Origin of the sequence: Undibacterium sp. Dicai25W (assembly GCF_049340505.1) — a bacterium.
GTDB lineage: Bacteria > Pseudomonadota > Gammaproteobacteria > Burkholderiales > Burkholderiaceae_D > Undibacterium > Undibacterium jejuense.
On sequence record NZ_JBMPOQ010000001.1, the window covers coordinates 305,632 to 329,833 of the forward strand.

Annotated in this window: 37 protein-coding genes and 1 pseudogene; 34 read left to right on the top strand and 4 right to left on the bottom strand. The window is 47.0% G+C overall.

From position 1 onward, the window contains the following. From tuf to ACO0KY_RS01630, 33 genes and pseudogenes are all read left to right on the top strand, one after another. Positions 1-227 (top strand): annotated as a pseudogene (gene tuf / locus ACO0KY_RS01470) (elongation factor Tu); the annotation flags it as partial. A gap of 130 nt (positions 228-357) precedes the next feature. Then, positions 358-675, top strand: a complete 318-nt coding sequence (gene rpsJ, locus ACO0KY_RS01475; protein WP_110255911.1) for a 30S ribosomal protein S10 — start codon at positions 358-360, stop codon at positions 673-675. A 227-nt stretch (positions 676-902) separates the two neighbouring features. Continuing rightward, positions 903-1,559, top strand: coding sequence for a 50S ribosomal protein L3 (gene rplC, locus ACO0KY_RS01480; RefSeq protein WP_186911229.1), 657 nt, complete (start codon positions 903-905; stop codon positions 1,557-1,559). 3 nt (positions 1,560-1,562) lie between these two features. Next, positions 1,563-2,186 carry a 50S ribosomal protein L4 gene (gene rplD, locus ACO0KY_RS01485; protein ID WP_186911228.1) on the top strand — a complete coding sequence of 208 codons (624 nt, stop codon included), beginning with the start codon at positions 1,563-1,565 and terminating at the stop codon, positions 2,184-2,186. Then, entirely contained in the window at positions 2,183-2,497 is a 315-nt protein-coding gene (gene rplW, locus ACO0KY_RS01490) for a 50S ribosomal protein L23 (RefSeq protein WP_186911227.1), read from the top strand. Before rplD ends, rplW begins: the two co-directional genes overlap by 4 nt. Before the next feature lie 2 nt (positions 2,498-2,499). Continuing rightward, positions 2,500-3,330: a 50S ribosomal protein L2 gene (gene rplB / locus ACO0KY_RS01495; protein ID WP_423043654.1), complete on the top strand. Its 831-nt coding sequence runs from the start codon at positions 2,500-2,502 to the stop codon at positions 3,328-3,330. A 10-nt stretch (positions 3,331-3,340) separates the two neighbouring features. Then, positions 3,341-3,616, top strand: coding sequence for a 30S ribosomal protein S19 (rpsS, locus tag ACO0KY_RS01500; RefSeq protein ID WP_186911225.1), 276 nt, complete (start codon positions 3,341-3,343; stop codon positions 3,614-3,616). A gap of 6 nt (positions 3,617-3,622) precedes the next feature. Continuing rightward, positions 3,623-3,955 carry a 50S ribosomal protein L22 gene (gene rplV / locus ACO0KY_RS01505; protein WP_174244915.1) on the top strand — a complete coding sequence of 111 codons (333 nt, stop codon included), beginning with the start codon at positions 3,623-3,625 and terminating at the stop codon, positions 3,953-3,955. 9 nt (positions 3,956-3,964) lie between these two features. Continuing rightward, on the top strand, positions 3,965-4,795 hold the full coding sequence (gene rpsC / locus ACO0KY_RS01510) for a 30S ribosomal protein S3 (RefSeq protein ID WP_423043657.1): 831 nt from the start codon (positions 3,965-3,967) through the stop codon (positions 4,793-4,795). 2 nt (positions 4,796-4,797) lie between these two features. Further along, a complete protein-coding gene (rplP, locus tag ACO0KY_RS01515) occupies positions 4,798-5,217 on the top strand; it encodes a 50S ribosomal protein L16 (protein ID WP_186911223.1) in 420 nt (139 codons plus the stop codon). A 12-nt stretch (positions 5,218-5,229) separates the two neighbouring features. Next, on the top strand, positions 5,230-5,421 hold the full coding sequence (gene rpmC / locus ACO0KY_RS01520; protein ID WP_162021780.1) for a 50S ribosomal protein L29: 192 nt from the start codon (positions 5,230-5,232) through the stop codon (positions 5,419-5,421). Next, positions 5,421-5,693 carry a 30S ribosomal protein S17 gene (rpsQ, locus tag ACO0KY_RS01525; RefSeq protein ID WP_162039553.1) on the top strand — a complete coding sequence of 91 codons (273 nt, stop codon included), beginning with the start codon at positions 5,421-5,423 and terminating at the stop codon, positions 5,691-5,693. The genes rpmC and rpsQ overlap by 1 nt, the downstream gene beginning before the upstream one ends. A gap of 239 nt (positions 5,694-5,932) precedes the next feature. Then, positions 5,933-6,301 carry a 50S ribosomal protein L14 gene (gene rplN, locus ACO0KY_RS01530; RefSeq protein WP_006464924.1) on the top strand — a complete coding sequence of 123 codons (369 nt, stop codon included), beginning with the start codon at positions 5,933-5,935 and terminating at the stop codon, positions 6,299-6,301. A 9-nt stretch (positions 6,302-6,310) separates the two neighbouring features. After that, complete coding sequence (gene rplX / locus ACO0KY_RS01535) at positions 6,311-6,625, top strand: 50S ribosomal protein L24 (RefSeq protein ID WP_186911222.1); 315 nt, start codon at positions 6,311-6,313, stop codon at positions 6,623-6,625. 4 nt (positions 6,626-6,629) lie between these two features. Then, entirely contained in the window at positions 6,630-7,169 is a 540-nt protein-coding gene (gene rplE / locus ACO0KY_RS01540; protein WP_186911221.1) for a 50S ribosomal protein L5, read from the top strand. Positions 7,170-7,176: 7 nt separating this feature from the next. Then, positions 7,177-7,482: a 30S ribosomal protein S14 gene (gene rpsN / locus ACO0KY_RS01545; protein WP_186911220.1), complete on the top strand. Its 306-nt coding sequence runs from the start codon at positions 7,177-7,179 to the stop codon at positions 7,480-7,482. Positions 7,483-7,496: 14 nt separating this feature from the next. After that, the gene (gene rpsH / locus ACO0KY_RS01550; RefSeq protein ID WP_186911219.1) at positions 7,497-7,892 is read left to right on the top strand and encodes a 30S ribosomal protein S8; all 396 of its coding nucleotides are present in this window, start codon (positions 7,497-7,499) and stop codon (positions 7,890-7,892) included. A 10-nt stretch (positions 7,893-7,902) separates the two neighbouring features. After that, positions 7,903-8,436 (top strand): 50S ribosomal protein L6, encoded by a 534-nt coding sequence (rplF, locus tag ACO0KY_RS01555; RefSeq protein WP_186911218.1) that lies wholly within the window; start codon positions 7,903-7,905, stop codon positions 8,434-8,436. Positions 8,437-8,448: 12 nt separating this feature from the next. Then, positions 8,449-8,811: a 50S ribosomal protein L18 gene (gene rplR, locus ACO0KY_RS01560; RefSeq protein WP_186884637.1), complete on the top strand. Its 363-nt coding sequence runs from the start codon at positions 8,449-8,451 to the stop codon at positions 8,809-8,811. 12 nt (positions 8,812-8,823) lie between these two features. Beyond that, complete coding sequence (rpsE, locus tag ACO0KY_RS01565) at positions 8,824-9,342, top strand: 30S ribosomal protein S5 (protein ID WP_110255927.1); 519 nt, start codon at positions 8,824-8,826, stop codon at positions 9,340-9,342. A gap of 10 nt (positions 9,343-9,352) precedes the next feature. Further along, positions 9,353-9,532 (top strand): 50S ribosomal protein L30, encoded by a 180-nt coding sequence (rpmD, locus tag ACO0KY_RS01570; RefSeq protein ID WP_186911217.1) that lies wholly within the window; start codon positions 9,353-9,355, stop codon positions 9,530-9,532. A gap of 28 nt (positions 9,533-9,560) precedes the next feature. Then, the gene (gene rplO / locus ACO0KY_RS01575) at positions 9,561-9,992 is read left to right on the top strand and encodes a 50S ribosomal protein L15 (RefSeq protein WP_186911216.1); all 432 of its coding nucleotides are present in this window, start codon (positions 9,561-9,563) and stop codon (positions 9,990-9,992) included. Positions 9,993-10,017: 25 nt separating this feature from the next. Continuing rightward, the gene (gene secY / locus ACO0KY_RS01580) at positions 10,018-11,355 is read left to right on the top strand and encodes a preprotein translocase subunit SecY (protein WP_186911215.1); all 1,338 of its coding nucleotides are present in this window, start codon (positions 10,018-10,020) and stop codon (positions 11,353-11,355) included. A gap of 24 nt (positions 11,356-11,379) precedes the next feature. Next, complete coding sequence (infA, locus tag ACO0KY_RS01585) at positions 11,380-11,598, top strand: translation initiation factor IF-1 (protein WP_005663428.1); 219 nt, start codon at positions 11,380-11,382, stop codon at positions 11,596-11,598. Between the two features lie 32 nt (positions 11,599-11,630). Beyond that, positions 11,631-11,744, top strand: a complete 114-nt coding sequence (rpmJ, locus tag ACO0KY_RS01590) for a 50S ribosomal protein L36 (RefSeq protein WP_014004415.1) — start codon at positions 11,631-11,633, stop codon at positions 11,742-11,744. Between the two features lie 27 nt (positions 11,745-11,771). After that, complete coding sequence (gene rpsM / locus ACO0KY_RS01595) at positions 11,772-12,137, top strand: 30S ribosomal protein S13 (RefSeq protein WP_186884641.1); 366 nt, start codon at positions 11,772-11,774, stop codon at positions 12,135-12,137. A gap of 31 nt (positions 12,138-12,168) precedes the next feature. After that, positions 12,169-12,573, top strand: coding sequence for a 30S ribosomal protein S11 (gene rpsK, locus ACO0KY_RS01600; RefSeq protein WP_186911214.1), 405 nt, complete (start codon positions 12,169-12,171; stop codon positions 12,571-12,573). Positions 12,574-12,781: 208 nt separating this feature from the next. Beyond that, a complete protein-coding gene (rpsD, locus tag ACO0KY_RS01605) occupies positions 12,782-13,405 on the top strand; it encodes a 30S ribosomal protein S4 (RefSeq protein ID WP_422991013.1) in 624 nt (207 codons plus the stop codon). Between the two features lie 103 nt (positions 13,406-13,508). Then, complete coding sequence (locus ACO0KY_RS01610; protein ID WP_186911212.1) at positions 13,509-14,486, top strand: DNA-directed RNA polymerase subunit alpha; 978 nt, start codon at positions 13,509-13,511, stop codon at positions 14,484-14,486. 122 nt (positions 14,487-14,608) lie between these two features. Then, positions 14,609-15,001 carry a 50S ribosomal protein L17 gene (gene rplQ / locus ACO0KY_RS01615; RefSeq protein WP_186911211.1) on the top strand — a complete coding sequence of 131 codons (393 nt, stop codon included), beginning with the start codon at positions 14,609-14,611 and terminating at the stop codon, positions 14,999-15,001. Between the two features lie 181 nt (positions 15,002-15,182). Further along, on the top strand, positions 15,183-15,506 hold the full coding sequence (gene cutA / locus ACO0KY_RS01620) for a divalent-cation tolerance protein CutA (RefSeq protein WP_423043665.1): 324 nt from the start codon (positions 15,183-15,185) through the stop codon (positions 15,504-15,506). Continuing rightward, positions 15,503-17,314 carry a protein-disulfide reductase DsbD gene (dsbD, locus tag ACO0KY_RS01625; RefSeq protein WP_423043667.1) on the top strand — a complete coding sequence of 604 codons (1,812 nt, stop codon included), beginning with the start codon at positions 15,503-15,505 and terminating at the stop codon, positions 17,312-17,314. Before cutA ends, dsbD begins: the two co-directional genes overlap by 4 nt. 204 nt (positions 17,315-17,518) lie before the next feature. Next, complete coding sequence (locus ACO0KY_RS01630) at positions 17,519-18,157, top strand: peroxiredoxin (protein ID WP_422991017.1); 639 nt, start codon at positions 17,519-17,521, stop codon at positions 18,155-18,157. A gap of 51 nt (positions 18,158-18,208) precedes the next feature. On the opposite strand, the gene sbcB is transcribed toward ACO0KY_RS01630, so the two are convergent. From sbcB to yihA, 4 genes are all read right to left on the bottom strand, one after another. Beyond that, complete coding sequence (sbcB, locus tag ACO0KY_RS01635) at positions 18,209-19,639, bottom strand: exodeoxyribonuclease I (protein ID WP_423043669.1); 1,431 nt, start codon at positions 19,637-19,639, stop codon at positions 18,209-18,211. Between the two features lie 101 nt (positions 19,640-19,740). Continuing rightward, positions 19,741-20,991, bottom strand: coding sequence for a sterol desaturase family protein (locus tag ACO0KY_RS01640; protein WP_423043671.1), 1,251 nt, complete (start codon positions 20,989-20,991; stop codon positions 19,741-19,743). Positions 20,992-21,279: 288 nt separating this feature from the next. Beyond that, positions 21,280-22,293: a porphobilinogen synthase gene (hemB, locus tag ACO0KY_RS01645; protein ID WP_423043673.1), complete on the bottom strand. Its 1,014-nt coding sequence runs from the start codon at positions 22,291-22,293 to the stop codon at positions 21,280-21,282. A gap of 204 nt (positions 22,294-22,497) precedes the next feature. Beyond that, on the bottom strand, positions 22,498-23,265 hold the full coding sequence (gene yihA, locus ACO0KY_RS01650; RefSeq protein ID WP_423043675.1) for a ribosome biogenesis GTP-binding protein YihA/YsxC: 768 nt from the start codon (positions 23,263-23,265) through the stop codon (positions 22,498-22,500). 206 nt (positions 23,266-23,471) lie between these two features. On the opposite strand from yihA, the gene ACO0KY_RS01655 reads away from it, so the two are divergent. Beyond that, the gene (locus ACO0KY_RS01655) at positions 23,472-24,140 is read left to right on the top strand and encodes a c-type cytochrome (protein ID WP_423043677.1); all 669 of its coding nucleotides are present in this window, start codon (positions 23,472-23,474) and stop codon (positions 24,138-24,140) included. Positions 24,141-24,202 lie beyond the last annotated feature (62 nt).

Genomic DNA, 24,202 nt, shown 5'->3' on the forward strand with positions numbered 1-24,202 from the left:
ATACACCATTCTTTAACAACTACCGTCCACAGTTCTACTTCCGCACAACGGACGTAACTGGTTCGATCGAGTTGCCAAAAGACAAAGAAATGGTGATGCCTGGTGATAACGTATCTATCACAGTAAAACTGATCAACCCGATCGCGATGGAAGAAGGCTTGCGCTTCGCTATCCGTGAAGGCGGTCGTACTGTTGGTGCGGGCGTTGTTGCAAAAATTATCGAGTAATTCGTAATTTTGTAGTACACTAGTCGGCTGCCGTGTTTTTAAGCACGTCAGCCGCTTTTTTTTAGTATTCGCTCTTTGTAAAAATCGCCACACTCACTGAGTAGTTGGCTCGTTCTTTATAGGAAATAGCATGTCCACACAAAATCAAAAGATCCGCATCCGTCTGAAAGCATTTGATTACAAATTGATCGATCAATCTGCTTTGGAAATCGTTGAAACAGCTAAGCGCACTGGCGCTGTTGTTAAAGGTCCAGTGCCTCTGCCAACACGTATCCAACGTTTCGACGTATTGCGTTCCCCACACGTGAACAAAACTTCCCGTGATCAGTTTGAAATTCGTACACACCAGCGTTTGATGGATATCGTTGATCCAACAGACAAAACAGTTGATGCTTTGATGAAGCTCGACTTGCCAGCTGGCGTTGATGTTGAAATCAAATTGCAGTAATCAATTGCCAATTAAAGTTCGCCAGTTTTTTGTGTAATTGTAAACTGGTAAATTTAAAAGGAATTGACATACCACAAATTTTTGAATTTTCAAATAATTTGCGTTGTAAATAAAAAATTTGTGGGCTATAATCGAAGGCTTAAATGTAGGTTAGCTTCCGCTAACCTTTTCGTTTAAGTTTTTTAAACATCAGCCTCACCCAATCGTAGGTGAGAATGGAGAAAATAATGAGCTTGGGCCTAGTTGGTCGCAAGGTTGGTATGATGCGCATCTTTACAGATGATGGGGATTCAATTCCTGTTACTGTATTAGACGTGTCCAACAACCGCGTGACGCAAGTCAAAACTCCTGAAACAGACGGTTACTCCGCTGTTCAGGTTACTTTCGGTCAGCGCCGTGCATCCCGTGTAACTAAAGCGGCTGCCGGTCACCTCGCAAAAGCAGGTGTTGAAGCTGGTACTGTATTAAAAGAATTCCGTGTTGATGCTGCTAAAGCTTCCGAAATGAAAGCTGGCGATGTTGTGCCTGTTGGATTGTTCGAAGCTGGTCAAAAAGTTGACGTGCAAGGCGTAACAATTGGTAAAGGCTATGCCGGTACCATCAAACGTCACCACTTCGCTTCTGGTCGCGCTACTCACGGTAACTCCCGTTCCCATAACGTTCCAGGTTCTATCGGTATGGCGCAGGATCCAGGTCGTGTTTTCCCTGGTAAGCGCATGACTGGTCACTTGGGTGACGTAACTCGTACTGTGCAAAATCTGGAAATCGCTCGCGTAGATGCAGAGCGTCAGTTGTTGCTGGTTAAGGGTGCTGTGCCGGGTGCAAAAAATGGTCAGGTAGTAGTATCTCCTGCTGTTAAAGTTAAAGCAAAGAAGGGAGCCTAATCCATGGAACTGAAGCTCCTAAACGAACAAGGTCAAGCTGCAGCGAACGTCGTTGCTCCTGATACTATTTTCGGTCGTGATTACAACGAAGCCTTGATTCATCAAGTAGTTGTTGCATTCCAAGCGAACGCGCGTAGCGGTAATCGCAAGCAAAAAGATCGTGAAGAAGTCCATCACACAACTAAGAAGCCTTGGCGTCAAAAAGGTACTGGTCGTGCACGTGCTGGTATGTCTTCCTCTCCTTTGTGGCGTGGCGGTGGTCGTATTTTCCCAAATACACCAGATGAGAACTTCTCTCACAAAGTTAACAAAAAGATGTATCGCGCAGGTATCTGCTCGATCCTCTCTCAGTTGGCTCGTGAAGGTCGTCTGAATGTGGTTGATGATGTTGCTGTCGAAGCTCCGAAAACAAAATTGTTGACGGAAAAATTGAAAGCATTGGGTTGCCTGGATTCCGTTTTGATCATCACTGATGAATTCAACGAAAATCTGATGTTGGCAGCACGTAACTTGGCAAACGTTTTGGTTGTTGAGCCACGTTATGCTGATCCAGTTTCTTTGGTGTTCTACAAGAAAGTGTTGATCACTAAGCCAGCACTGGCAAAGATTGAGGAGATGCTGGCATGAGCGCATTAATCAAACATAGCGAAGAACGCCTGATGAAGGTGTTGCTGGCTCCTGTTATTTCTGAAAAAGCAACTATGGTTGCTGAAAAGAATGAACAAGTGGTTTTCCTGGTTATGCCAGATGCAACCAAGCCAGAAATCAAAGCTGCCGTCGAATTGCTGTTTAAGGTTCAAGTTGAATCTGTTCAAGTAGCAAATCGTCAAGGTAAACAAAAACGTACCGGTAGATTTAATGGCCGTCGCAATCATACAAAACGCGCTTTTGTATGCTTGAAGCCAGGTCAAGAAATCAACTTCACTGAGGGGGCATAAGCATGGCACTCGTTAAGATGAAGCCAACCTCACCAGGTCGTCGTGGTATGGTGAAAGTAGTAACAGAAGGCCTGCATAAAGGTCGTCCGTTTGCTGCTTTGTTGGAAAAGAAATCCAAAACTGCTGGCCGTAATAATAACGGTCACATCACTACCCGTCATATCGGTGGTGGTCATAAGCAGCATTATCGTATTGTTGACTTCAAACGCAACACTAAAGACGGTATTCCTGCAAAAGTAGAACGTATTGAATACGATCCTAACCGTACAGCGCACATTGCTTTGTTGTGCTACGCGGATGGTGAGCGTGCTTACATCATCGCTACTAAAGGTATGGCTGCTGGTGATCAGGTAATGAGCGGCTCTCAAGCGCCAATCAAATCTGGTAACTGCTTGCCTATCCGTAACATCCCAGTTGGCACAACTATGCACTGCGTAGAAATGTTGCCAGGCAAGGGTGCTCAGATCGCACGTACAGCTGGTGCTGGCGTTGTTCTGATGGCTCGTGAAGGCACTTACGCTCAGGTTCGTTTGCGCTCCGGTGAAGTTCGTCGTATTCATATCGAATGCCGCGCAACTATCGGTGAAGTTGGTAACGGCGAGCACAATCTGCGTAAGATTGGTAAAGCTGGTGCGATGCGTTGGCGCGGTGTTCGTCCTACCGTTCGCGGTGTGGTAATGAATCCGGTTGATCACCCGCACGGTGGTGGTGAAGGTAAAACCGCAGCAGGTCGTCATCCAGTTTCTCCATGGGGTCAACAGACCAAGGGTAAGAAGACACGTCGCAACAAGCGTACTACTTCGATGATCGTCTCACGCCGTGGTAAGAAATAAGGGATAAAACATGACACGTTCATTGAAAAAAGGGCCGTTCTGCGACGCCCACCTGGTGAAGAAAGTCGAAACTGCGCAAGCAAATAAAGACAAAAAGCCAATCAAGACTTGGTCCCGTCGTTCGACAATTATGCCGGACTTCATCGGTTTGACCATTGCGGTGCATAACGGTAAGCAACACGTACCAGTTTATGTTTCCGAAAACATGGTTGGTCACAAGCTCGGCGAATTTGCGCTGACCCGTACGTTCAAGGGTCACGCTGCCGATAAAAAGGCTAAGAAATAAGGACCGATGATGGAAACTAAAGCTAATCTTCGCGGTGTGCGTCTGTCTGAGCAAAAAGGTCGCCTCGTTGCAGACCTTATCCGTGGTAAAAAAGTAGATCAGGCATTGAATATCCTGGCATTCAGCCCTAAAAAAGGTGCTGCAATCATTAAGAAAGTGTTGGAGTCTGCAATTGCAAACGCCGAGCACAACGATGGTGCAGATATCGATGAGCTGAAAGTAAAGACTATCTATGTCGAAAAAGGTGCGATTCTGAAGCGCTTCACAGCACGCGCTAAGGGTCGTGGTGATCGTATCTCTAAACAATCCTGTCACATTTATGTGACTGTCGGTAACTAAGGAGTCACGATGGGACAGAAGATACATCCAACCGGTTTTCGTCTTGCGGTAACACGTAACTGGTCTTCACGTTGGTATGCAGGCAACGGCAATTTCGCTGCCATGCTCGGTGAAGATCTGAAAGTACGTGAGTACCTGAAGAAAAAACTGAAAAACGCATCTGTAGGCCGCATCACTATTGAGCGTCCAGCGAAAAACGCCCGTATTACTATTTACAGCTCCCGTCCAGGTGTTGTAATCGGTAAAAAAGGCGAAGATATTGAAGTATTGAAAGCTGAATTGTCGAAAATGATGGGCGTGCCAGTTCACGTGAACATCGAAGAAATTCGCAAGCCAGAAATCGATGCACAATTGATCGCTGATTCGATCGCTCAACAGCTCGAAAAACGTATTATGTTCCGCCGCGCGATGAAACGTGCGATGCAAAATGCAATGCGTTTGGGTGCACAAGGCATCAAGATCATGTCCGGTGGTCGTTTGAATGGTATTGAAATCGCTCGTAAAGAATGGTATCGCGAAGGCCGTGTGCCTCTGCATACATTGCGCGCTGATATCGACTACGGTTTTGGCGAAGCATCCACAACTTACGGCATTATTGGCGTAAAAGTGTGGGTCTACAAAGGTGATCGTTTAGCAAATGGCGATGCGCCTGTTATTGAATCGACTCCAGACGACGACAAAAAACGTCGTGGTCCACGTCGTGACGATGGCAAGCCAAACAGTCGTCCACGTGCTAAGCGTCCTGAAGGGCAAACTACAACTGGTGCAGCAGCTCCAGCAGCCAAGCGCGTACGCGCAAAAGCTGACGCTGCAGCTCCAGCTGAGAAAGCAGGAGAATAATCATGCTGCAACCAGCACGCAGAAAATATCGTAAGGAGCAAAAAGGCCGTAACAAGGGGATTTCTCATTCCCGTGGTACAGCTGTCTCCTTCGGTGAGTTTGGCTTGAAAGCGGTTGGCCGTGGTCGTATCACAGCGCGTCAGATCGAAGCTGCGCGTCGTGCGATGACCCGTCATATTAAACGCGGTGGTCGTATTTGGATCCGCGTTTTCCCGGACAAGCCAATTTCCCAGAAACCTGCAGAGGTTCGTATGGGTAATGGTAAGGGTAATCCTGAGTACTACGTTGCCGAGATTCAACCTGGCAAAATGTTGTACGAGATGGATGGTGTCGATGAAGCGCTGGCACGCGAAGCGTTCCGCTTGGCTGCAGCTAAATTGCCGTTGATGACTACGTTCGTCGTCCGTCAAGTCGGCCAATAATAGGAGTTGTAAATGAAAGTATCTGAACTCCAAGGTAAAGATCAAGCGGCTTTGACCAAAGAACTTAATGATCTGTTGAAGGCACAATTCAGCCTGCGTATGCAAATCGCTACACAGCAACTGACTAACACTTCACAGTTGAAAAAAGTTCGTCGTGACATCGCACGTGTTAAAACCGTCATGAACCAGAAGGATGCCAAATAATGAACGATCAAGTTAAAGTGGCATTGAAGCGCACATTAATTGGCAAAGTTGTGTCAGACAAGATGGACAAAACCGTAACAGTGGTTGTTGAACGTCACGTCAAACATCCTTTGTATGGCAAGATCATCGTTCGTACTGCAAAGTACCACGCACACGATGAAGCGAACCAGGCAAAAGCTGGCGACACAGTTGAAATCCAAGAAGGTCGTCCAATCTCCAAGACTAAAGCTTGGACAGTGACACGTGTGGTTCAAGTCGCACAAGTTGTATAAATTTATTGCACAAAAACTTTTTTGATGTAATAATGATGGGCTGTCATTTGCAATACATGTAAATGACAGCCTAAATGTCTTTCGCAACACCCTCTCGTTGTGAAAGTGGTTAAAAAATCGTCCACCTAATCAGTTGGCTCGTGCATTGTAGGTTATGTAGGGGTTGGCTGGCGGGACCAAGACTGACTACAAATTTGCATTGTGCAAGTTATGTGGATTAAGTTGGGAAAGAGAACATTATGATTCAAACAGAAAGCCGGCTGGAAGTGGCTGACAACACTGGTGCACGTGAAGTTTTGTGTATTAAGGTGTTGGGCGGTTCCAAGCGTCGTTATGCGGGTATCGGTGATGTAATTAAAGTCACTGTGAAATCTGCTGCTCCACGCGGTCGTGTAAAAAAAGGTGAAATTTACAACGCCGTAGTTGTGAGAACAGCTAAGGGTGTTCGTCGTCAAGATGGCTCGTTGGTCAAATTTGATGGCAATGCTGCAGTATTGTTGAATGCAAAGCTTGAGCCTATCGGCACTCGTATTTTCGGCCCAGTAACACGCGAATTGCGTACTGAGCGCTTCATGAAAATCGTGTCTTTAGCTCCAGAAGTGCTGTAAGGAGTCGTGATGAATAAAATTCGTAAAAACGACGAAGTCATCGTCTTGACGGGTAAAGACAAAGGTAAACGTGGTCAGGTGCAAGCATGCATCGACAGCGATTACGTTGTTGTAGCTGGTATTAACGTTGCTAAAAAAGCTGTTAAGCCTAACCCAATGACTGGCGCAGTAGGTGGCATCGTTGATAAAGTGATGCCGATTCATGTGTCGAATGTTGCGTTGTTTAACGCTGCATCTGGCAAAGCAGACCGTGTAGGCTTTAAGGTCGTGGATGGTAAGAAAGTCCGCGTCTACAAGTCGACTGGCGAAGTTGTGAAGGCATAACATCATGGCCCGTCTACAAGCATTATATAAAGAAAAAATCGTTGCGGCGCTGACTGAAAAGTACGCGTATAAGTCTTCGATGGAAGTACCACGTATCTTGAAGATTACCCTGAACATGGGTTTGTCTGAAGCAATTGCTGACAAAAAGATCATTGAGCACGCTGTTGGTGACTTGACTAAAATCGCTGGCCAAAAGCCAGTCGTGACTAAAGCACGTAAAGCGATTGCAGGTTTTAAAATCCGTGAAGGCTATCCAATCGGTTGTATGGTTACTTTGCGTGGCGCTCAGATGTATGAATTCCTGGATCGTTTCATTACTGTGGCTCTGCCACGTGTACGTGACTTCCGTGGTGTTTCTGGTCGTGCGTTTGATGGTCGTGGTAACTACAATATCGGTGTCAAGGAACAGATCATTTTCCCTGAAATCGAGTACGACAAGATCGACGCATTGCGTGGTATGAATATTAGTATCACGACAACAGCAAAGACCGACGAAGAAGCGAAAGCACTCCTCGCCGCATTTAAATTTCCGTTCAGAAACTGAGGTCGCCATGGCAAAATTGGCACTGATTAATCGTGAGCAAAAGCGTGCAGACTTGGTGAAGAAATTCGCTGGCAAGCGCGCCGAATTGAAGGCCATCATTGATGACCAATCAAAGACAGAAGAAGAGCGTTACATCGCTCGTCTGAAGTTGCAGGCTTTGCCACGTAATTCTAATCCGACCCGCCAGCGTAATCGTTGCGCTTTGACAGGTCGCCCACGTGGCACATTCCGTAAATTCGGTTTGGGCCGTATTAAACTCCGTGAAGTCGCCATGCGTGGTGAAATCCCGGGTATGACTAAAGCCAGCTGGTAATAGGAGAATAAGCAATGAGTATGAGCGATCCTATCGCCGATATGCTGACCCGCATTCGTAACGCACAAGTTGTTCAAAAAACTGTAGTTGCGATGCCGTCCTCTAAAGTAAAGATTGCAATTGCAAACGTACTTAAAGACGAAGGTTACATTGAAGATTTCGCAGTTTTGGAAACTGCAGGTAAGTCCGAATTAAAAATCGGCTTGAAATATTATGCAGGACGTCCTGTTATTGAGCGTTTGGAACGTGTTTCACGTCCAGGTCTCCGTATTTACAAAGGTAAAGACGAGATTCCAAGCGTGATGAACGGTTTGGGCGTGGCCATTGTGTCCACACCAAAAGGCGTCATGACTGACCGCAAAGCGCGCGCAACCGGTGTCGGTGGCGAAGTTATTTGCTACGTCGCCTAAGGAGTGAAAGATGTCTCGAGTAGGTAAGATGCCAATCGCTTTGCCGGCCGGTGCAGAAGTTGCAATTTCAGCAGAGCAGATTACAGTAAAAGGTCCTATGGGCGTATTGACACAAAGCTTAAACGGCTTAGTGGCAATTGCGAACGACAACGGCACTTTGAGTTTTTCACCAGCCAATGATGGCCGTGAAGCTAATGCAATGACAGGCACTTTACGTGCTCTGGTCAACAACATGGTTAACGGTGTTACAAAAGGCTTCGAAAGAAAACTCACTTTGGTCGGCGTTGGTTACAAAGCGCAAGCTCAAGGTGACAAATTGAATTTGTCTTTAGGTTTTTCACACCCAGTTGTACATCAAATGCCAGCCGGCGTTTCTTGTGCTACGCCAACACCTACTGAAATCCTGATCAAAGGGGTTAATAAGCAGCAAGTAGGTCAAGTGGCAGCTGAAGTCCGTGCATACCGCAGCCCAGAGCCTTATAAAGGCAAGGGTGTCCGTTATGCGGACGAAGTGGTTGTGATTAAAGAAACCAAGAAGAAGTAATAGGGGTTGACGATGGACAAGAAACAATCACGTCTGCGCCGCGCACGTCAAACCCGTGCCAAGATCGCAGAACTCAAAGTGAACCGCCTGGCCGTGCATCGCACCAACTTGCACATCTACGCAAACATTATTGGCCCAGACGCCAAAGTGTTGGCATCTGCTTCTACAGTAGAAGCAGAAGTACGTGCAGAGTTGGCTGGCAAGTCCGGTGCTGGTGGCAACACCACAGCCGCGACTTTGATCGGCAAGCGTGTAGCAGAGAAGGCAATCAAAGCAGGGGTTACCGAAGTTGCGTTTGACCGCTCCGGTTTCCGTTACCATGGCCGCATCAAGGCGCTTGCAGAAGCTGCCCGCGAAGCTGGCTTGAAGTTCTAAGGAAAATTTGTCATGGCAAAAATGCAAGCAAAAACAGCAGCCGACAAGCCGGATGATGGCATGCGCGAAAAAATGATCGCGATCAACCGTGTAACCAAAGTGGTTAAGGGTGGTCGTATCATGGGTTTCGCGGCGCTGACAGTCGTAGGTGACGGCGATGGCCGTATCGGTATGGGCAAGGGAAAATCGAAAGAAGTTCCTGTAGCTGTACAAAAAGCGATGGAAGAAGCACGTCGTAAGATGATCAAAGTGACTTTAAAGAACGGTACATTGCAGCACACCGTTACTGGTAAGCACGGCGCATCTTCCGTCATGATTTCTCCAGCAAAAGAAGGTACTGGCGTTATTGCTGGTGGTCCAATGCGCGCGATTTTTGAAGTAATGGGTATTGTGAACGTCGTTGCTAAATCCAACGGTTCCACAAATCCTTACAACATGGTTCGTGCGACTTTAAATGGTCTGGCTAAGATGAGTACTCCATCTGAAATCGCTGCAAAGCGTGGCAAGACCGTTGAAGAAATCCTCGGTTAAGGAGAGCGCGATGACTAAGACAGTAAAAGTACAATTGGTCAAAGGTCTGATCGGCACACGCCAAGATCACCGTGCTACCGTACGTGGTTTGGGTCTGCGTCGTGTTAATTCAGTTTCTGAATTGGAAGACACACCAGCAGTACGCGGCATGATCAACAAAGTCTCGTATCTTGTGAAGGTTGTAGCGTAAGTCGTAAGGCTTATGTTCGGAGCAAATTATGGAATTGAATAACATCCAACCTGCTGATGGCGCAAAACACTACAAACGTCGTGTTGGTCGTGGTATCGGTTCAGGTTTAGGTAAGACAGCGGGTCGCGGCCATAAAGGTCAAAAATCCCGTTCAGGCGGCTTTCATAAAGTCGGTTTCGAGGGCGGTCAGATGCCTCTGCAACGTCGTTTGCCAAAACGTGGTTTTAAATCACTGGCAACCCCGTTTAAAGCAGAAGTTCGTTTGACAGACCTGGAAAATCTGCCAGTCACTGAAATTGACATCTTAGCTTTGAAACAAGCTGGTGTTGTTTCCGAGCTCGCACGTGTAGTTCGTGTGATCTTGTCTGGCGCAATTTCCAAGAAAGTTACTTTGAACGGCTTGATCGTCACTAAAGGCGCTAAAGCTGCAATCGAAGCTGCTGGCGGAACAATCGCTTAATTCAGTGCAGACACCGGAGCAATAATTGGCAACATCTCCACAACAAGCTAAAAGTGCAGCAAGCGGATTTCCCTGGGGGCGACTCTGGTTTTTGCTTGCAGCACTGGTTGTCTACAGGATTGGTGCTCATGTGCCAGTTCCTGGTATAGATCCAACTGCATTGGCGGACTTGTTTAAGCAAAACCAAGGTGGTATTTTGGGTATGTTTAACATGTTCTCCGGCGGTGCATTGTCACGGTTCACCGTGTTTGCACTCGGTATCATGCCGTATATTTCGGCATCGATTATCATGCAGTTGATGTCTATCGTTTCTCCACAACTGGAAGCGCTAAAAAAAGAAGGCGAATCCGGTCGTAGAAAGATTACACAATATACTCGGTATGGCACTTTGCTGTTAGCGACGGTGCAGGCATATTTTATTGCGTTTGGTCTGGAAGCTCAGCCAGGTTTGGTTCTTGATCCTGGTATGGCTTTCCGATTGACTACTGTAGTAACGTTGGTAACTGGAACGATGTTTCTGATGTGGTTGGGCGAGCAGATTACGGAGCGTGGTTTAGGTAATGGTATTTCTATCATTATTTTTGCCGGTATCGCTGCTGGCCTCCCGAATGCCTTGGGTAACTTGTTTGAACTGGTTCGGACAGGCTCTATGCATCCGGCATCAGTATTGTTGATTTGTGTGATTGCTGCTGCTGTAACGTACTTGGTGGTGTTTGTGGAACGTGGCCAACGTAAGATCCTGGTCAACTACGCAAAACGTCAGGTCGGTAATAAAGTGTATGGTGGGCAAAGTAGTCATTTGCCGCTGAAGCTGAATATGGCAGGTGTAATTCCTCCGATTTTTGCTTCTTCCATTATTTTGTTCCCGGCGACGATTACCAGCTGGTTCACTAAAGGCGCAGGCGATTCTTCAAGCGGTTTCATTACCTTCTTGAAAGATCTAGCAGCGTCGATGGCACCAGGCGAGCCGATTCACGCTTTGTTGTATGCAGCTGCAATTATTTTCTTCTGCTTCTTCTATACCGCTTTGGTATTTAATAGCAAAGAAACGGCTGATAACTTGAAGAAGAGTGGCGCGTTTGTTCCGGGAATTCGTCCAGGTGATCAGACAGCACGCTATATCGATAAGATTTTGATGCGTTTGACACTGGCCGGTGCGGTTTATATTACGCTGGTTTGTTTATTACCTGAATTCTTGATCGCCAAGTGGAAGGTACCATTTTATTTCGGTGGCACATCGCTGTTGATTATTGTGGTCGTTACCATGGATTTCATGGCACAAGTTCAGAACTATGTGATGTCTCAGCAGTATGAATCGCTTCTTCGTAAAGCAAATTTCAAGGGCGGGATTCCTTCTCGGTAATTGCCTGAAGGAACAGCAGATCGAATGGCAAAAGACGACGTTATACAGATGCAGGGCGAGATTCTTGAGAATCTTCCGAATGCGACATTTCGAGTTAAGTTGGAAAACGGGCATGTTGTACTAGGCCATATTTCCGGGAAGATGCGAATGAACTATATTCGTATTCTTCCAGGTGATAAGGTGACAGTGGAATTGACGCCTTATGATTTGAGCCGGGCGCGAATAGTGTTCCGTACCAAGTAAATTAAATTGTATTAAAAGGGAAGAGGGCAAAAATGAAAGTTCTCGCATCAGTTAAGCGGATTTGCCGCAACTGCAAAATCATCAAGCGCAAAGGTGTTGTTCGTGTTATTTGCACAGAACCACGCCATAAACAGCGCCAAGGTTAATTAACGTTATTGAACGAGGAATAACGAATGGCACGTATCGCAGGGGTTAATATCCCAAATCATCAGCATACCGTAATCGGCTTAACAGCTATCTATGGTATTGGCCGTCCACGCTCACAGAAAATCTGTGAAGCAACAGGTGTTTTGACCAATAAAAAGGTTAAAGATCTGGATGACAACGAACTCGAGAAGCTTCGCGACGAAATCGGTAAATTTATCGTCGAAGGCGACTTGCGTCGTGAATTGTCCATGAACATCAAGCGCTTGATGGACTTGGGTTGCTATCGCGGCTTGCGCCATCGTAAAGGCTTGCCTTGCCGTGGTCAACGTACACGTACTAACGCACGTACACGTAAAGGCCCACGTAAAGCAGCTCAATCTTTGAAGAAATAATCCAGGCTAGCCCGGATCCAAGGAAATCATTATGGCAAAAGCATCTAACAACGCAGCAGCAGCACGTGCTCGTAAGAAAGTTAAAAAGAACGTTGCAGAAGGTATTGCACACGTTCACGCTTCTTTCAATAACACCATCATCACGATCACTGATCGTCAAGGCAATGCGCTTTCATGGGCAACTGCTGGCGGTGCTGGTTTTAAAGGCTCACGTAAATCTACTCCTTTCGCAGCGCAGGTTGCAGCGGAAGCAGCAGGTAAAGTTGCTGTTGAATGCGGTATCAAAAATCTGGAAGTTCGCATCAAGGGCCCAGGCCCAGGTCGTGAATCTTCAGTTCGCGCATTGAACAATCTCGGTATCAAGATTTCTTTGATCCAAGACGTAACACCAGTTCCACATAACGGCTGCCGCCCTCCAAAGCGTCGTCGTATCTAAGCAGTAGCATTTGCTGCTGGCGTTCTGACGGTTTTTCCGTTAGAATGCAAGCCCGCCATTTTGTTGGCGGGTTTTGTGTTGGGAATTTTTATTTCAGACATTAAAAGGCTAGTTATTTCTAGTACTTATGTCTTTAAGACCACTGTCTGGTTGCAGGTAGATCAGACTAGCGCAGCTCATTCTGCGTCATTAATTAAAGGAAAATACTGTGGCACGTTATATCGGACCAAAAGCTAAGTTATCCCGCCGCGAAGGCACGGATCTGTTTCTGAAAAGCGCACGTCGCTCTTTAGATTCAAAATGCAAACTCGACGCTAAACCAGGTCAACATGGTCGCACTTCCGGTGCTCGTACCTCTGACTTCGGTAACCAATTGCGCGAAAAGCAAAAAGTTAAACGTATGTACGGCATCTTGGAACGTCAATTCCGCCGCTACTTCGCTGAAGCTGATCGTCAAAAAGGCAATACTGGCGAAACATTGTTGAAATTGTTGGAATCCCGTCTGGACAACGTTGCTTACCGTATGGGCTTTGGCTCTACACGCGCTGAAGCACGCCAATTGGTGAGCCACAAAGCTTTCACAGTGAACGGTATCGTTGTGAACATCGCTTCTTACCAGGTTAAAGCTGGTGACGTCGTTGCAGTTCGTGAAAAAGCGAAAAAGCAAGTTCGTATCGTTGAAGCGCTGTCTCTGGCAGAACAAGGCGGCATGCCATCTTGGGTTGCTGTTGATGCGAAGAAAATGGAAGGTACTTTCAAGTCCATGCCAGATCGCAGCGACATCGCTCACGATGTTAACGAATCTCTGATCGTTGAATTGTATTCTCGTTAATATTAAGTTTCTCCGCCTGCCTGTTTCGCGACTGGCAGGCTTTTTCTTTAATGCCATCAGCCTTATCGGTGTAACGAACCGAGGGTATTGAAAAGGACATTTCATGCAAAACAATCTGTTGAAGCCACGTATTATTGATGTGGAAATGCTGGGTGCTGGTCACGCTAAAGTGACTATGGAACCGTTTGAACGCGGCTATGGTCACACGCTGGGCAATGCTCTGCGTCGTGTTCTGTTGTCGACGATGACTGGTTACGCACCGACTGAAGTCACCATCGCTGGTGTAGTTCATGAGTATTCTTCCCTCGATGGCGTTCAAGAAGACGTAGTTGATATTCTGTTGAACTTGAAAGGTGTTGTATTCAAGTTGCACAATCGTGATGAAGTCACTCTGACTTTGAAGAAAGATGGCGAAGGCGCAGTTTTGGCTTCCGATATCGATCTGCCACACGATGTGGAACTGATCAACCCTGATCACGTGATCGCTAATCTGACTGCTGGCGGCAAACTCGACATGCAGATCAAAGTAGAAAAAGGCCGTGGCTATGTGCCAGGTAATGTTCGTCGTCTCTCAGAAGATGCGAACAAAACTATCGGTCGTATGATTCTGGATGCTTCTTTCTCTCCAGTACGTCGAGTTTCTTATGCAGTTGAGTCCGCTCGTGTTGAACAGCGTACTGATCTGGATAAACTGGTCATTAACATCGAAACAAACGGTGTGATTTCTCCAGAAGAAGCAATTCGTCAATCCGCACGCGTGTTGGTTGATCAGTTGAATGTATTTGCCGCACTCGAAGGTACTGAAGCTGCTGCTGAAGCGCCATCCCGCGCACCTGCAGTTGATCCAGTTCTGTTGCGTCCAGTGGATGATCTGGAATTGACAGTTCGTTCAGCTAACTGCCTGAAAGCAGAAAACATTTACTACATTGGTGATCTGATCCAACGTAGCGAAAACGAATTGTTGAAGACACCAAATCTGGGTCGTAAGTCTTTGAACGAAATCAAAGAAGTACTGGCGTCCCGTGGTTTGTCTTTGGGTATGAAGTTGGAAAACTGGCCACCAGCTGGCTTGGAAAAATAATTTGGTCCCTCGGGCAGCGTAGCTGCCCGATTTAACAGTAGTACCGACCGGCCCGCGCTGACAAAAATATATGCGTTAGCGATAGAAGAGCTGGCTTTTTTAAAACTTTAAAAGGAATTACCATGCGTCATCGTCACGGCTTACGTAAGCTGAATCGTACATCTTCCCACCGTTTAGCAATGTTGCGCAACATGACAGTTTCCCTGTTGCGTCACGAAGCAATCAAAACAACTTTGCCAAAAGCAAAAGAACTGCGCCGCGTTATTGAGCCGATTCTGACCTTGGGTAAAACAGACACATTGGCAAACAAGCGTTTGGCTTTCTCCCGTCTGCGCGACCGCGAAATGGTTGTCAAATTGTTTGCTGAATTGGGCCCACGTTACGCAAATCGTAACGGCGGTTACCTGCGTATCCTGAAAATGGGTTTCCGCGTTGGTGACAATGCTCCTATGGCATATGTTGAACTGCTGGATCGTCCAGAAGTTTCTGACATCGCTGATGCACCAGAAGCATAAGTAATTGAAGGACCTGTGCCTTCATACAAGAAAACCGTTCAGTCTGACTGAGCGGTTTTTTTTCGTCTATGCATTTAATTTATTCTTCTATCTAAGGAATGCGTCACGAATCGCCATTGGTTTTTGATTGACGCTGCTCTTAAATCGCGCACTCTTGTTAAAATAGCTGCTTAGGGGAAATATGAATCAGATTTTGTTAGTTATCACCAGTTGTCCCGACAAACAGACAGCGTTGATGATTGCTGAAAAAGTGTTAGCAAATAAGTTGGCGGCGTGTGTGAACGTCTTGCCCGAAGTCATGTCTCTATACACATGGGCTGGCAAGCAGGAGGTGACGACTGAAGTGTTGTTGCAAATCAAAACGACAAACGAAGCATTTTCGGCCCTGCAAAATTGCATTACTGAAGCTCACCCTTATGAAGTACCGGAAATCATAGCAATCCCCGTTGTGGCGGGTCTACCCGCCTATTTGCAATGGGTTAATGAACAAACAGGACGTCAATGAAACTGCAACGTACGCCAGCGTTTTTACGCATACAACATTCCTTTACCCTCTTGCTGCAAGTAGTGTTCGTTGCGGCGTGTTTGTTAGCTAGTTCGCTGGTGAAGGCCGAAGATTTTCTGGATCCCGAAGTTGCATTTACTGCTTCCGCCAAGATGGTTGATGCTGGCACTGCTGAAGTGACGCTCAACATTGCTGAAGGTTATTACCTTTATCGCGAGCGCTTGAAATTTACGTCAGAAGACGCGCAATTGGGTGAACCCGTTCTCCCAAAAGGGAAAGTTAAATTTGACGAGACCTTCCAAAAGGAGGTCGAAACCTATCGTCACGCCGTTGTGGTCAGAATTCCGGTCAAAGCGAGTCACGAATTCAGCCTGAAGGTTGTTCGTCAGGGTTGTGCGGATCAGGGGCTTTGCTATCCACCAATGGAAAGCGTATTCAAATTGCCGATTTCTGGCATTGCTGGCACCCAAGGAGCTGTTGGTGAGCCAACAAAGGCGGATGCTACTATCTCATCGAATGCGGGCGCTGGCGACGCTGAGACCAGCAGCATTAGCGCGGCGTTGAAAAGCGGCAAATTGCTGGTGATCTTGCCGCTGTTTTTCGTGCTTGGTTTGGGCTTATCGCTGACACCGTGCGTATTACCCATGGTGCCTATTCTGTCGTTTATTATTGTCGGTGAAGGTGTTGGTGTCAGCCGCGCCCGTGCGTTCTTGTTGTCCGTCGCTTATGTGTTAGGCATGTCGCTGGTTTATACCGGCATGGGGGTTGCGGCTGGACTGGCTGGTGAAGGTCTGGCTGCGACCTTGCAGAACCCTTGGGTTCTGAGTGCGTTCGCCGCTTTGATGGTGGTATTTGCGCTGTCCATGTTCAATGTGTATCAATTGCAAATGCCGGCCGCATTGCAAACTAAACTGACCGAAGTATCGGAAGGTCAACGTAATAGTAAACTGGGCAAGTTGTTTGGCGTATTCTTGATGGGTTCGATCTCAGCGTTGATCGTCGGTCCTTGCGTTACCGGACCCCTGTTGGGCGCACTGGTGTATATCAGTCAAACTCGTGATGTATTTGTTGGTGGTGCTGCGATGTTTGCGATCGCGATCGGTATGGGTGTTCCACTGTTGCTGTTGGGTTTGTCAGCTGGTAGCTTGTTGCCCCGCGCTGGCGTATGGATGGAAAGTATCAAACGTTTCTTTGGCGTGTTAATGCTGGCGATGGCCTTGTGGATGGTGTCACCTGTATTGCCAGTATGGGCACAAATGCTGGGTTGGGCAGCATTGTTGATAGGCTACGGTGTGTATCAATTGTTTGTCCATCGCTCAGGTTTATTTGCCAAAGCCATTGCCGCGTTTTTTGTTTTGTTGGGTGCGACACAGCTTGTTGGTGTCAGCACAGGTGGTCGTGATATCTACGCCCCGCTCGCTCACGTGTTGGGAACCGAGACGCAGAAAGTCGTTTTCACCAGAATTCGTACCGTCGCTGAATTAGACGCCGCTCTTGCGCAAAATAAAGGCAAGATGGCGACACTGGATTTTTATGCTGATTGGTGTGTCTCATGTAAAGAGATGGAAAAATTGACCTTCACTAATCCACAGGTCAAGGCTAAACTGGACAGCATGTTGTTGTTACAAGTCGACGTGACGGCAAACAATGCAGATGATAAAGCTTTGTTGAAACGTTTTAATCTGTTTGGACCGCCGGGGATTATTTTCTTTAATCCTATGGGCACAGAAATACCGGATGGACGCGTGGTTGGCTTTCAGGATGCTGAAAAATTCTTGCAATCATTATTGAAAAATGAAGGTAAATAACCAACCTGCAGAATAGTAGTTGGAAGTTTTTGGTAGTTTGTAATGAAGTTGCGATCAGAACGCATAGTCCTTGATTAATTTTTTGCGTTTTGACCTGATCTTATTTTTATATATTCAATAAGATATAAGCTTGCAACTTCTCTGTTCTTGAATCGTAAGTAAGCAAGTTCTATAGTCAAACCCTATGCTTTTTTGGAGAGAAACATGACTTTACGTTTAGGCGACACCGCACCAGATTTTGAGCAAGATTCTTCGATTGGACATCTGAAGTTCCACGAGTGGGCTGGTGATTCATGGGTAGTATTGTTTTCCCATCCTGCAGATTTCACCCCAGTCTGCACTACAGAATTAGGCCTGACGGCAAAACTCAAACCAGAGTTTGATAAGCGCAATGTCAAAGCGATCGCTCTGTCAGTAGACGGCGCTGCTTCTCATATTCAATGGATCAAAGACATTGAAGAGACACAAAAGACCGTGGTTGGCTTCCCTATCGTGGCAGACGCCGATCGCAAGGTTGCGACTCTGTACGATATGATCCATCCAAATCAATCTGAAACAGTGACAGTGCGTTCCCTGTTTATCATTGATCCTAAGAAAAAAATCCGTTTGATCATCACTTACCCACTAACTACCGGGCGTAATTTTGATGAAGTCCTGCGCGTGATCGATGCCTTGCAACTGACCGATGGCTACACTGTCGCCACACCAGGCAACTGGCGCGATGGCGATGACGTGATTATTCCTCTATCGATCAAAGATGAGGAAGTGATCAAGCAGAAATATCCAAAAGGTTACAGCGCACCTAAGCCTTATCTGCGTATTACACCGCAACCGAATAAGTAATTTTCGAAAAAAACCCGACGTTAAGTCGGGTTTTTTTTGCCATCAACAAATTCAACGCGAAGGTGTCACATGCTCGGCATAGTCATACAGTGCACCTAAAATTTCTTCCGTGCGCTCATCGGCCTCTTCCGACAACTGATCAATTTTTTCAAAAAACTGCTCTACCGTTAAAGCATTGCCGGCACCTGCGTGCAGGCGCTGGGCGCGGTGCTCTTCCCATTGTTCAAGCTCATCTTGATTCAAACTTTCAGGGAAGTTTCTGGCTTTGTAGCGGAAAAATAATTCTTCAAGGCGTGGATCTTGAAACGATGGCTGTACTTGCGCTAACTGCGCTGCCGACATGTGCCGCAGGTCGTTGAGTACGCGACGGTCACCAGCGCCGATAAAGCCGTTGTAGAGGTCTTCATCGACATCATTAGCTGCGAGTTGCGGGCGATCAAATACGGCATCCCAAATGGCGCTCATATCAGGTGCCGTGGCAGCGATGTCTGCATGCGCCATGATGCGATCCATCGCGATGCCCCAATGCGCGGCACGTTCTGCGCTCAGGGTTTTTAAATTGCTAATGACGATAGGCGATTTGTTGATGTGGATGGTTTTGATTGGCAAACGCTGTACGCCTTCTGGCAGGTCGCTGGCTTTGCTGAACATACGCAATTGAATTTCATCTGCTGTCAAGGAAAATAGTTCTGTAGGATCCGCTTGCAAATCCCAGACGATGATTTCGTTTTTATTGCTAGGATGCATAGCCAAAGGCCAGACCACAGTCAGACAACCCTGTTCGACCGGAATCATGCCAGTGACGTGCAGTAAGGGGCGTTTGACGGGCCAGCCTATCTCTTCCATCACGCGATCTTTTTTTCGTAAGCTCAAACAGAAATCAAACAGGCGTGGATTTTTCTCACGCAGCAAACGTGCAAACGCGATCGTCGCACGGACGTCGGATAAAGCATCATGCGCAGCTTCGTGGCTCAGGCCATTGGCCGCACTCAGATGTTCAAGACGGAAGCTGGTTTTGCCTTCAGTATTTTTCGGCCAATGTATGCCATCAGGGCGTAAAGCATAGGCAGTGCGAACCACATCCAGGATGTCCCAACGACTGCAATTATTTTGCCATTCGCGCGCATACGGATCGATCAGATTGCGCCAGAATAAAAAACGGGTGACTTCATCGTCAAAGCGTATCGTGTTGTAGCCAACACCAATGGTGCCGGATTGGGCAAATACCGCTTCGATTGTTTGCGCAAACTGGTATTCGGGTACGCCTCGCTCCAGGCAAGTTTGGGGTGTGATACCGGTGATCAGGCAAGCTTGTGGTTCAGGTAAAAAATCTGTTGCAGGCTGACAATAGACCATGATTTCTTCACCGATTTCATTTAATTCCGCATCGGTGCGTATCGCAGCAAATTGTGCCGGGCGATCACGGCGCGGAACGGCGCCAAAGGTTTCATAGTCGTGCCACAGAAATGTGTAGTCTTGCATGCGTTAAAGTTTGTTCGTTATTAATGGTAGGGGGAGTATTTAAAAATATCTATACGAACAAAGCTCGTCAGACCATTTTTAACTGATACTCCCACCCTGTATTAATTGGTATGTAAAACTGATACTGAGGAATTCCGGACGATCATTCCGAGAGAAAGCAAAGATATCAGGCAAGTGCCAATGATACCTACTTGTGCCCAAAGTGGTAAGTACACAATGCAGAACCACATTGGGCTATATACCACCATTGCTGCGCCCAGCATCAGGCGCAAGGATTCCAGAACGATGAATTTTCTCTTTTGTTCTAATAATCCTCCAACGATCCAAAATCCCGCGAATAGCCAGAACGCATACAAGGCACTTGATGCAAAGTTTGCGGACGGTGCTGATAGCAAGAAATGCGTGGTGGTGTGCATCGTCATAGTAAATTGGGCAAGACAATACCACAGCATGCCGGTACTGAGCGGCGGATTGTAAATGGGATGGTTTAAGTTAAATGGGGTGGATTTATTCTGACTGGCCAGATCCGCAGGCAACCAGCCTGGTGGCATCAGCCAGATTTTGATTTTGTCGCTCCAACGTTTGGTGCGCCACGCATCTAAAGCAACGGACTGATAGACTTCCAGATTCGCCCACAGCGGGTTCCAGCTCTGCAAGGGTTTGCGTGTGCCGAAGACCGCTGGATGGGTATCTTGCTCTTCTGCATAGGTACCAAAAATCCTGTCCCAGATAATTAAAATGCCGCCAAAATTTTTATCCAGATACAAGTCGTTAACGGCATGGTGTACCCGATGATTGGAAGGCGAGACAAAAACACGATCAAACCAGCCAAGCTTATTGATCTGCTGTGTGTGTATCCAGAATTGGTAAATCAGATCGATTAACGCAACGACGACATACACTTGCAGGGGAAAGCCCAAAATTGCCAGGGGCATATAAAAAATCCACCCAAACAGCGGGCCAGTGCTGGTTTGCCGTAATGCCGTCGATAAATTGTATTCTTCGCTTTGGTGGTGCACGACATGTGAAGCCCACAGCAAATTCGTGTGATGCCCCATGCGGTGCAGCCAGTAATACAAAAAGTCGTACAACAGTAAGCCGCAGACCCAGACCCAGACCGAGTCTTCTGACAATTGAAAAAGTGCAAAATGGCGCGCGACCGAGGCATAAATGCCGATCACAAAAACTTTTAAAAATACCACGGAAATCTGGCTCATGATGCCCAGACTGATGCTGCTGATTGCATCGTTGATCCGGTAAGTGTGACGCTGACGACGTAAGGCGACGATGAATTCAGTCGCAAGCAATACGAAAAATACCGGGCTCGCGAAAAGGATGATTTTTTCTTGCATGTGCTGCCCCAGAATGAAGATCTATCAAGGACATGCTAATCAGCTTTGCGTTCGAGGGCAAGACGAATTTATTTATATGATTTATCAATATGATAGAAAATCGCTTAAATTCAGTGAAAACTGTATGAATTGAATCCGCCAATACGTTTGTAAAGACAAAGATACATCAAAGACAAAAGCACAGAATAAAAGTGACGAAAACCGTAATGGCTTTCTCAAGCTTTTATTCTGTGCCTCTCTACTTCGGCGTCCAGGCGCTATAAGGTTTTAATTTTTTTGAAACGAAAATTAATCTGGATGTTTCAATAAACGCGCAATATCACGTGCAAAGTAAGTCAGTACACCATCGGCACCCGCACGTTTAAATGCCAGCATGGATTCCATCATGGTTTTGTTATGGTCGAGCCAGCCATTTTGCGCGGCTGCTTTGATCATCGCGTATTCGCCACTAACCTGATAAGCAAAAGTCGGTACGCGGAATTCATCCTTCACACGACGGACGATATCCAGATAAGGCATACCTGGTTTGACCATGACCATGTCAGCGCCTTCTTCCAGATCGAGTGCCACTTCACGCAAGGCTTCATCACTATTGGCTGGGTCCATCTGGTAGCTGGCTTTGTCGCTTTTGCCCAGATTAGCAGCGGAACCCACCGCATCACGGAAGGGACCGTAAAACGCCGACGCATATTTAGCCGAGTAAGCCATGATGCGTGTGTGGATGAAATTGTTTGCTTCTAAAGCATGACGGATTGCGCCGATGCGACCATCCATCATATCGCTAGGAGCCACAATGTCTGCACCCGCGCGCGCATGTGTAAGCGCCTGCCTGACTAACATCTCGGTGGTTTCGTCGTTCATGACATAGCCGTTCGCATCCAGCAAACCGTCCTGGCCGTGGCTGGTGTAAGGATCAAGAGCTACGTCACTTAAAATGCCTAATTCTGGGAAACGGCTTTTCAATTCGCGGATTGCGCGTGGGATCAAACCATCAGGATTCGTCGCTTCAATGCCATCCGGCGTTTTTAAGCTGGAATGAATTGCCGGAAACAGTGCCATCACTGGAATACCCAGCGCGACGCAATCTTCCGCCACACCTAACAAAATATCGATAGAGACACGCTCAACACCTGGCATGGATGCGACTTTTTCGCATTGATTGACGCCATCAATAACAAAGACCGGATAAATCAAGTCGGCAGCGGTCACAATGTTTTCACGCATCATCGCACGTGAGAAGACGTCCTTGCGCATGCGACGCATACGCACAGCGGGGAATTGGGTAGTTTTATGATGGGACATAATTTTTAAAAAAAGAATTGAGGCCAAAAAACAAATAATAATCGAACTTCGATGAAACTTTTTCCGACTTACTGCATCTGATCGCTTAGGTTAAGAGCGTCTCCTGACCTACTGCTTCTTTTCCCTGAGCAGGCACCGTTGGTCCCTATGCTAAACGGTGTTATTGCCCCGATTCCTACATGAGTCGGGGCTTTTTTCCATTAATTACTCTACTTCAGGATCGCCTTCAGCCTTACCCTCGGTGTCAATTTCTTCAGAAACATGGTCAGCATCAACGATGTCTGCGCCGTCATTCAGCAGTTCCGGCTCACGGTCAAGTCCGACCAGTCTTTGTATCGTTGCGTCCGCTTCTTCTATGCCGATTCGTTTCAGGGCTGAGAATAATTGGAGCGTGAACGGGAACAAAGGCCCCTCATTATCAACGTACTGAGATAACACTTCTTTGGCCTGGCGCAAAGCATTGGTGCATTCATTGCGGTTTAATTTGTCTGCTTTGGTCAAAATGCAGTGGATCGGGCGGCCAGTCGGCGCAAACCACTCCAGCATCTGAATATCCAGATCAGTGAAAGGACGGCGGGCATCCATGATTAACACCAGTGCTGCCAGTTGCGTACGGCGTTGTACATACGCACCGAGCAACTGATTCCAGTGTTGTTTTGCCGCTCCTGGTACTTCCGCATAACCATATCCAGGCAAATCCACGATCAGCGCACGGATCTCATCGACCCGTGTTTCGTCTTTACGATGCTGACCGACGTGGGCGCCGCCGATGGAAAAATAGTTAATGTGCTGGGTTCGTCCAGGAGTTTTTGATGCAAAACAAAGTTTCTTTTGATTACATAGGGTATTAATGGCGGTCGATTTGCCAGCGTTAGATCGGCCGGCGAATGCGATTTCCGGTACGTGGGTACGCGGTAGATCACGTAAATGATTTACCGTAGTAAAGAAGCGGGCTTGCCAGAGGATAGACATAGAGGAAAGGAAAGATTGAAAAATGCAACAGTCAGCGGTAAAAACGCTTAAAAGCTATTGTACAATAAGGGGTTAGATATGGGCAGAAGTAAACAAGTCCAGTCCTACTCTGGATATCAATATCGGTTTGATTCGCATCAAGCCAAATTAGTAGCTACGTGTCGCCATCAGGGCCGATTTCTATTACTTAGTCTCAGGGTGTATGAATGAACCGTGCTTTCTTACCAGTTTTGAAATCCATTAGCATTGCCATTTTGGCTATGTCTTCTATTACTTCTGTGGCGTATGCCAACGAAGCAGCTAAGTCAGCCAAAGCCGATCCGGCCAAAGGCGAGGCTTTATTCACCAATGGTGATGCAGCACGTGGCATTGTTGCCTGCGTCTCTTGCCACGGTGAGCACGGCAACTCTACTATTTCAGTCAATCCTAAACTGTCGGCACAGCACGAAGCCTACATTTCTAAGCAATTGCATGACTTTACCGGCGCTGATCGCAATAATCCGGTTATGACAACATTTGCCAAAGCAATGACACCAGAAGACGTCAAAAACGTCTCTGCTTATTTATCGCTACAAAAATCTGCCCCAGGTGCTGCGAAAAATAAAGACATCGTTGAACTGGGTAAACAAATTTACCGCGGTGGTATTGCTGAGAAAAACGTGCCTGCCTGCGCTGGTTGCCACAGCCCTAATGGCTCTGGTATTCCTGCACAGTTCCCACGTATCGCTGGACAACACCAGGATTATACCATTGCGCAGTTGACCAACTTCCGTACCGGCGCTCGTAAAAACAGCGCACAGATGGTTTCCATCGGCAAAAAAATGTCTGACGACGAAATGAAAGCCGTTGCGGATTACGTCGCTGGCTTAAAATAATTCAAAAAAGTCGGAATATTACCTCTTTCGCTCGCTGTGACCCAGTTGCAGTAGCTGCCACA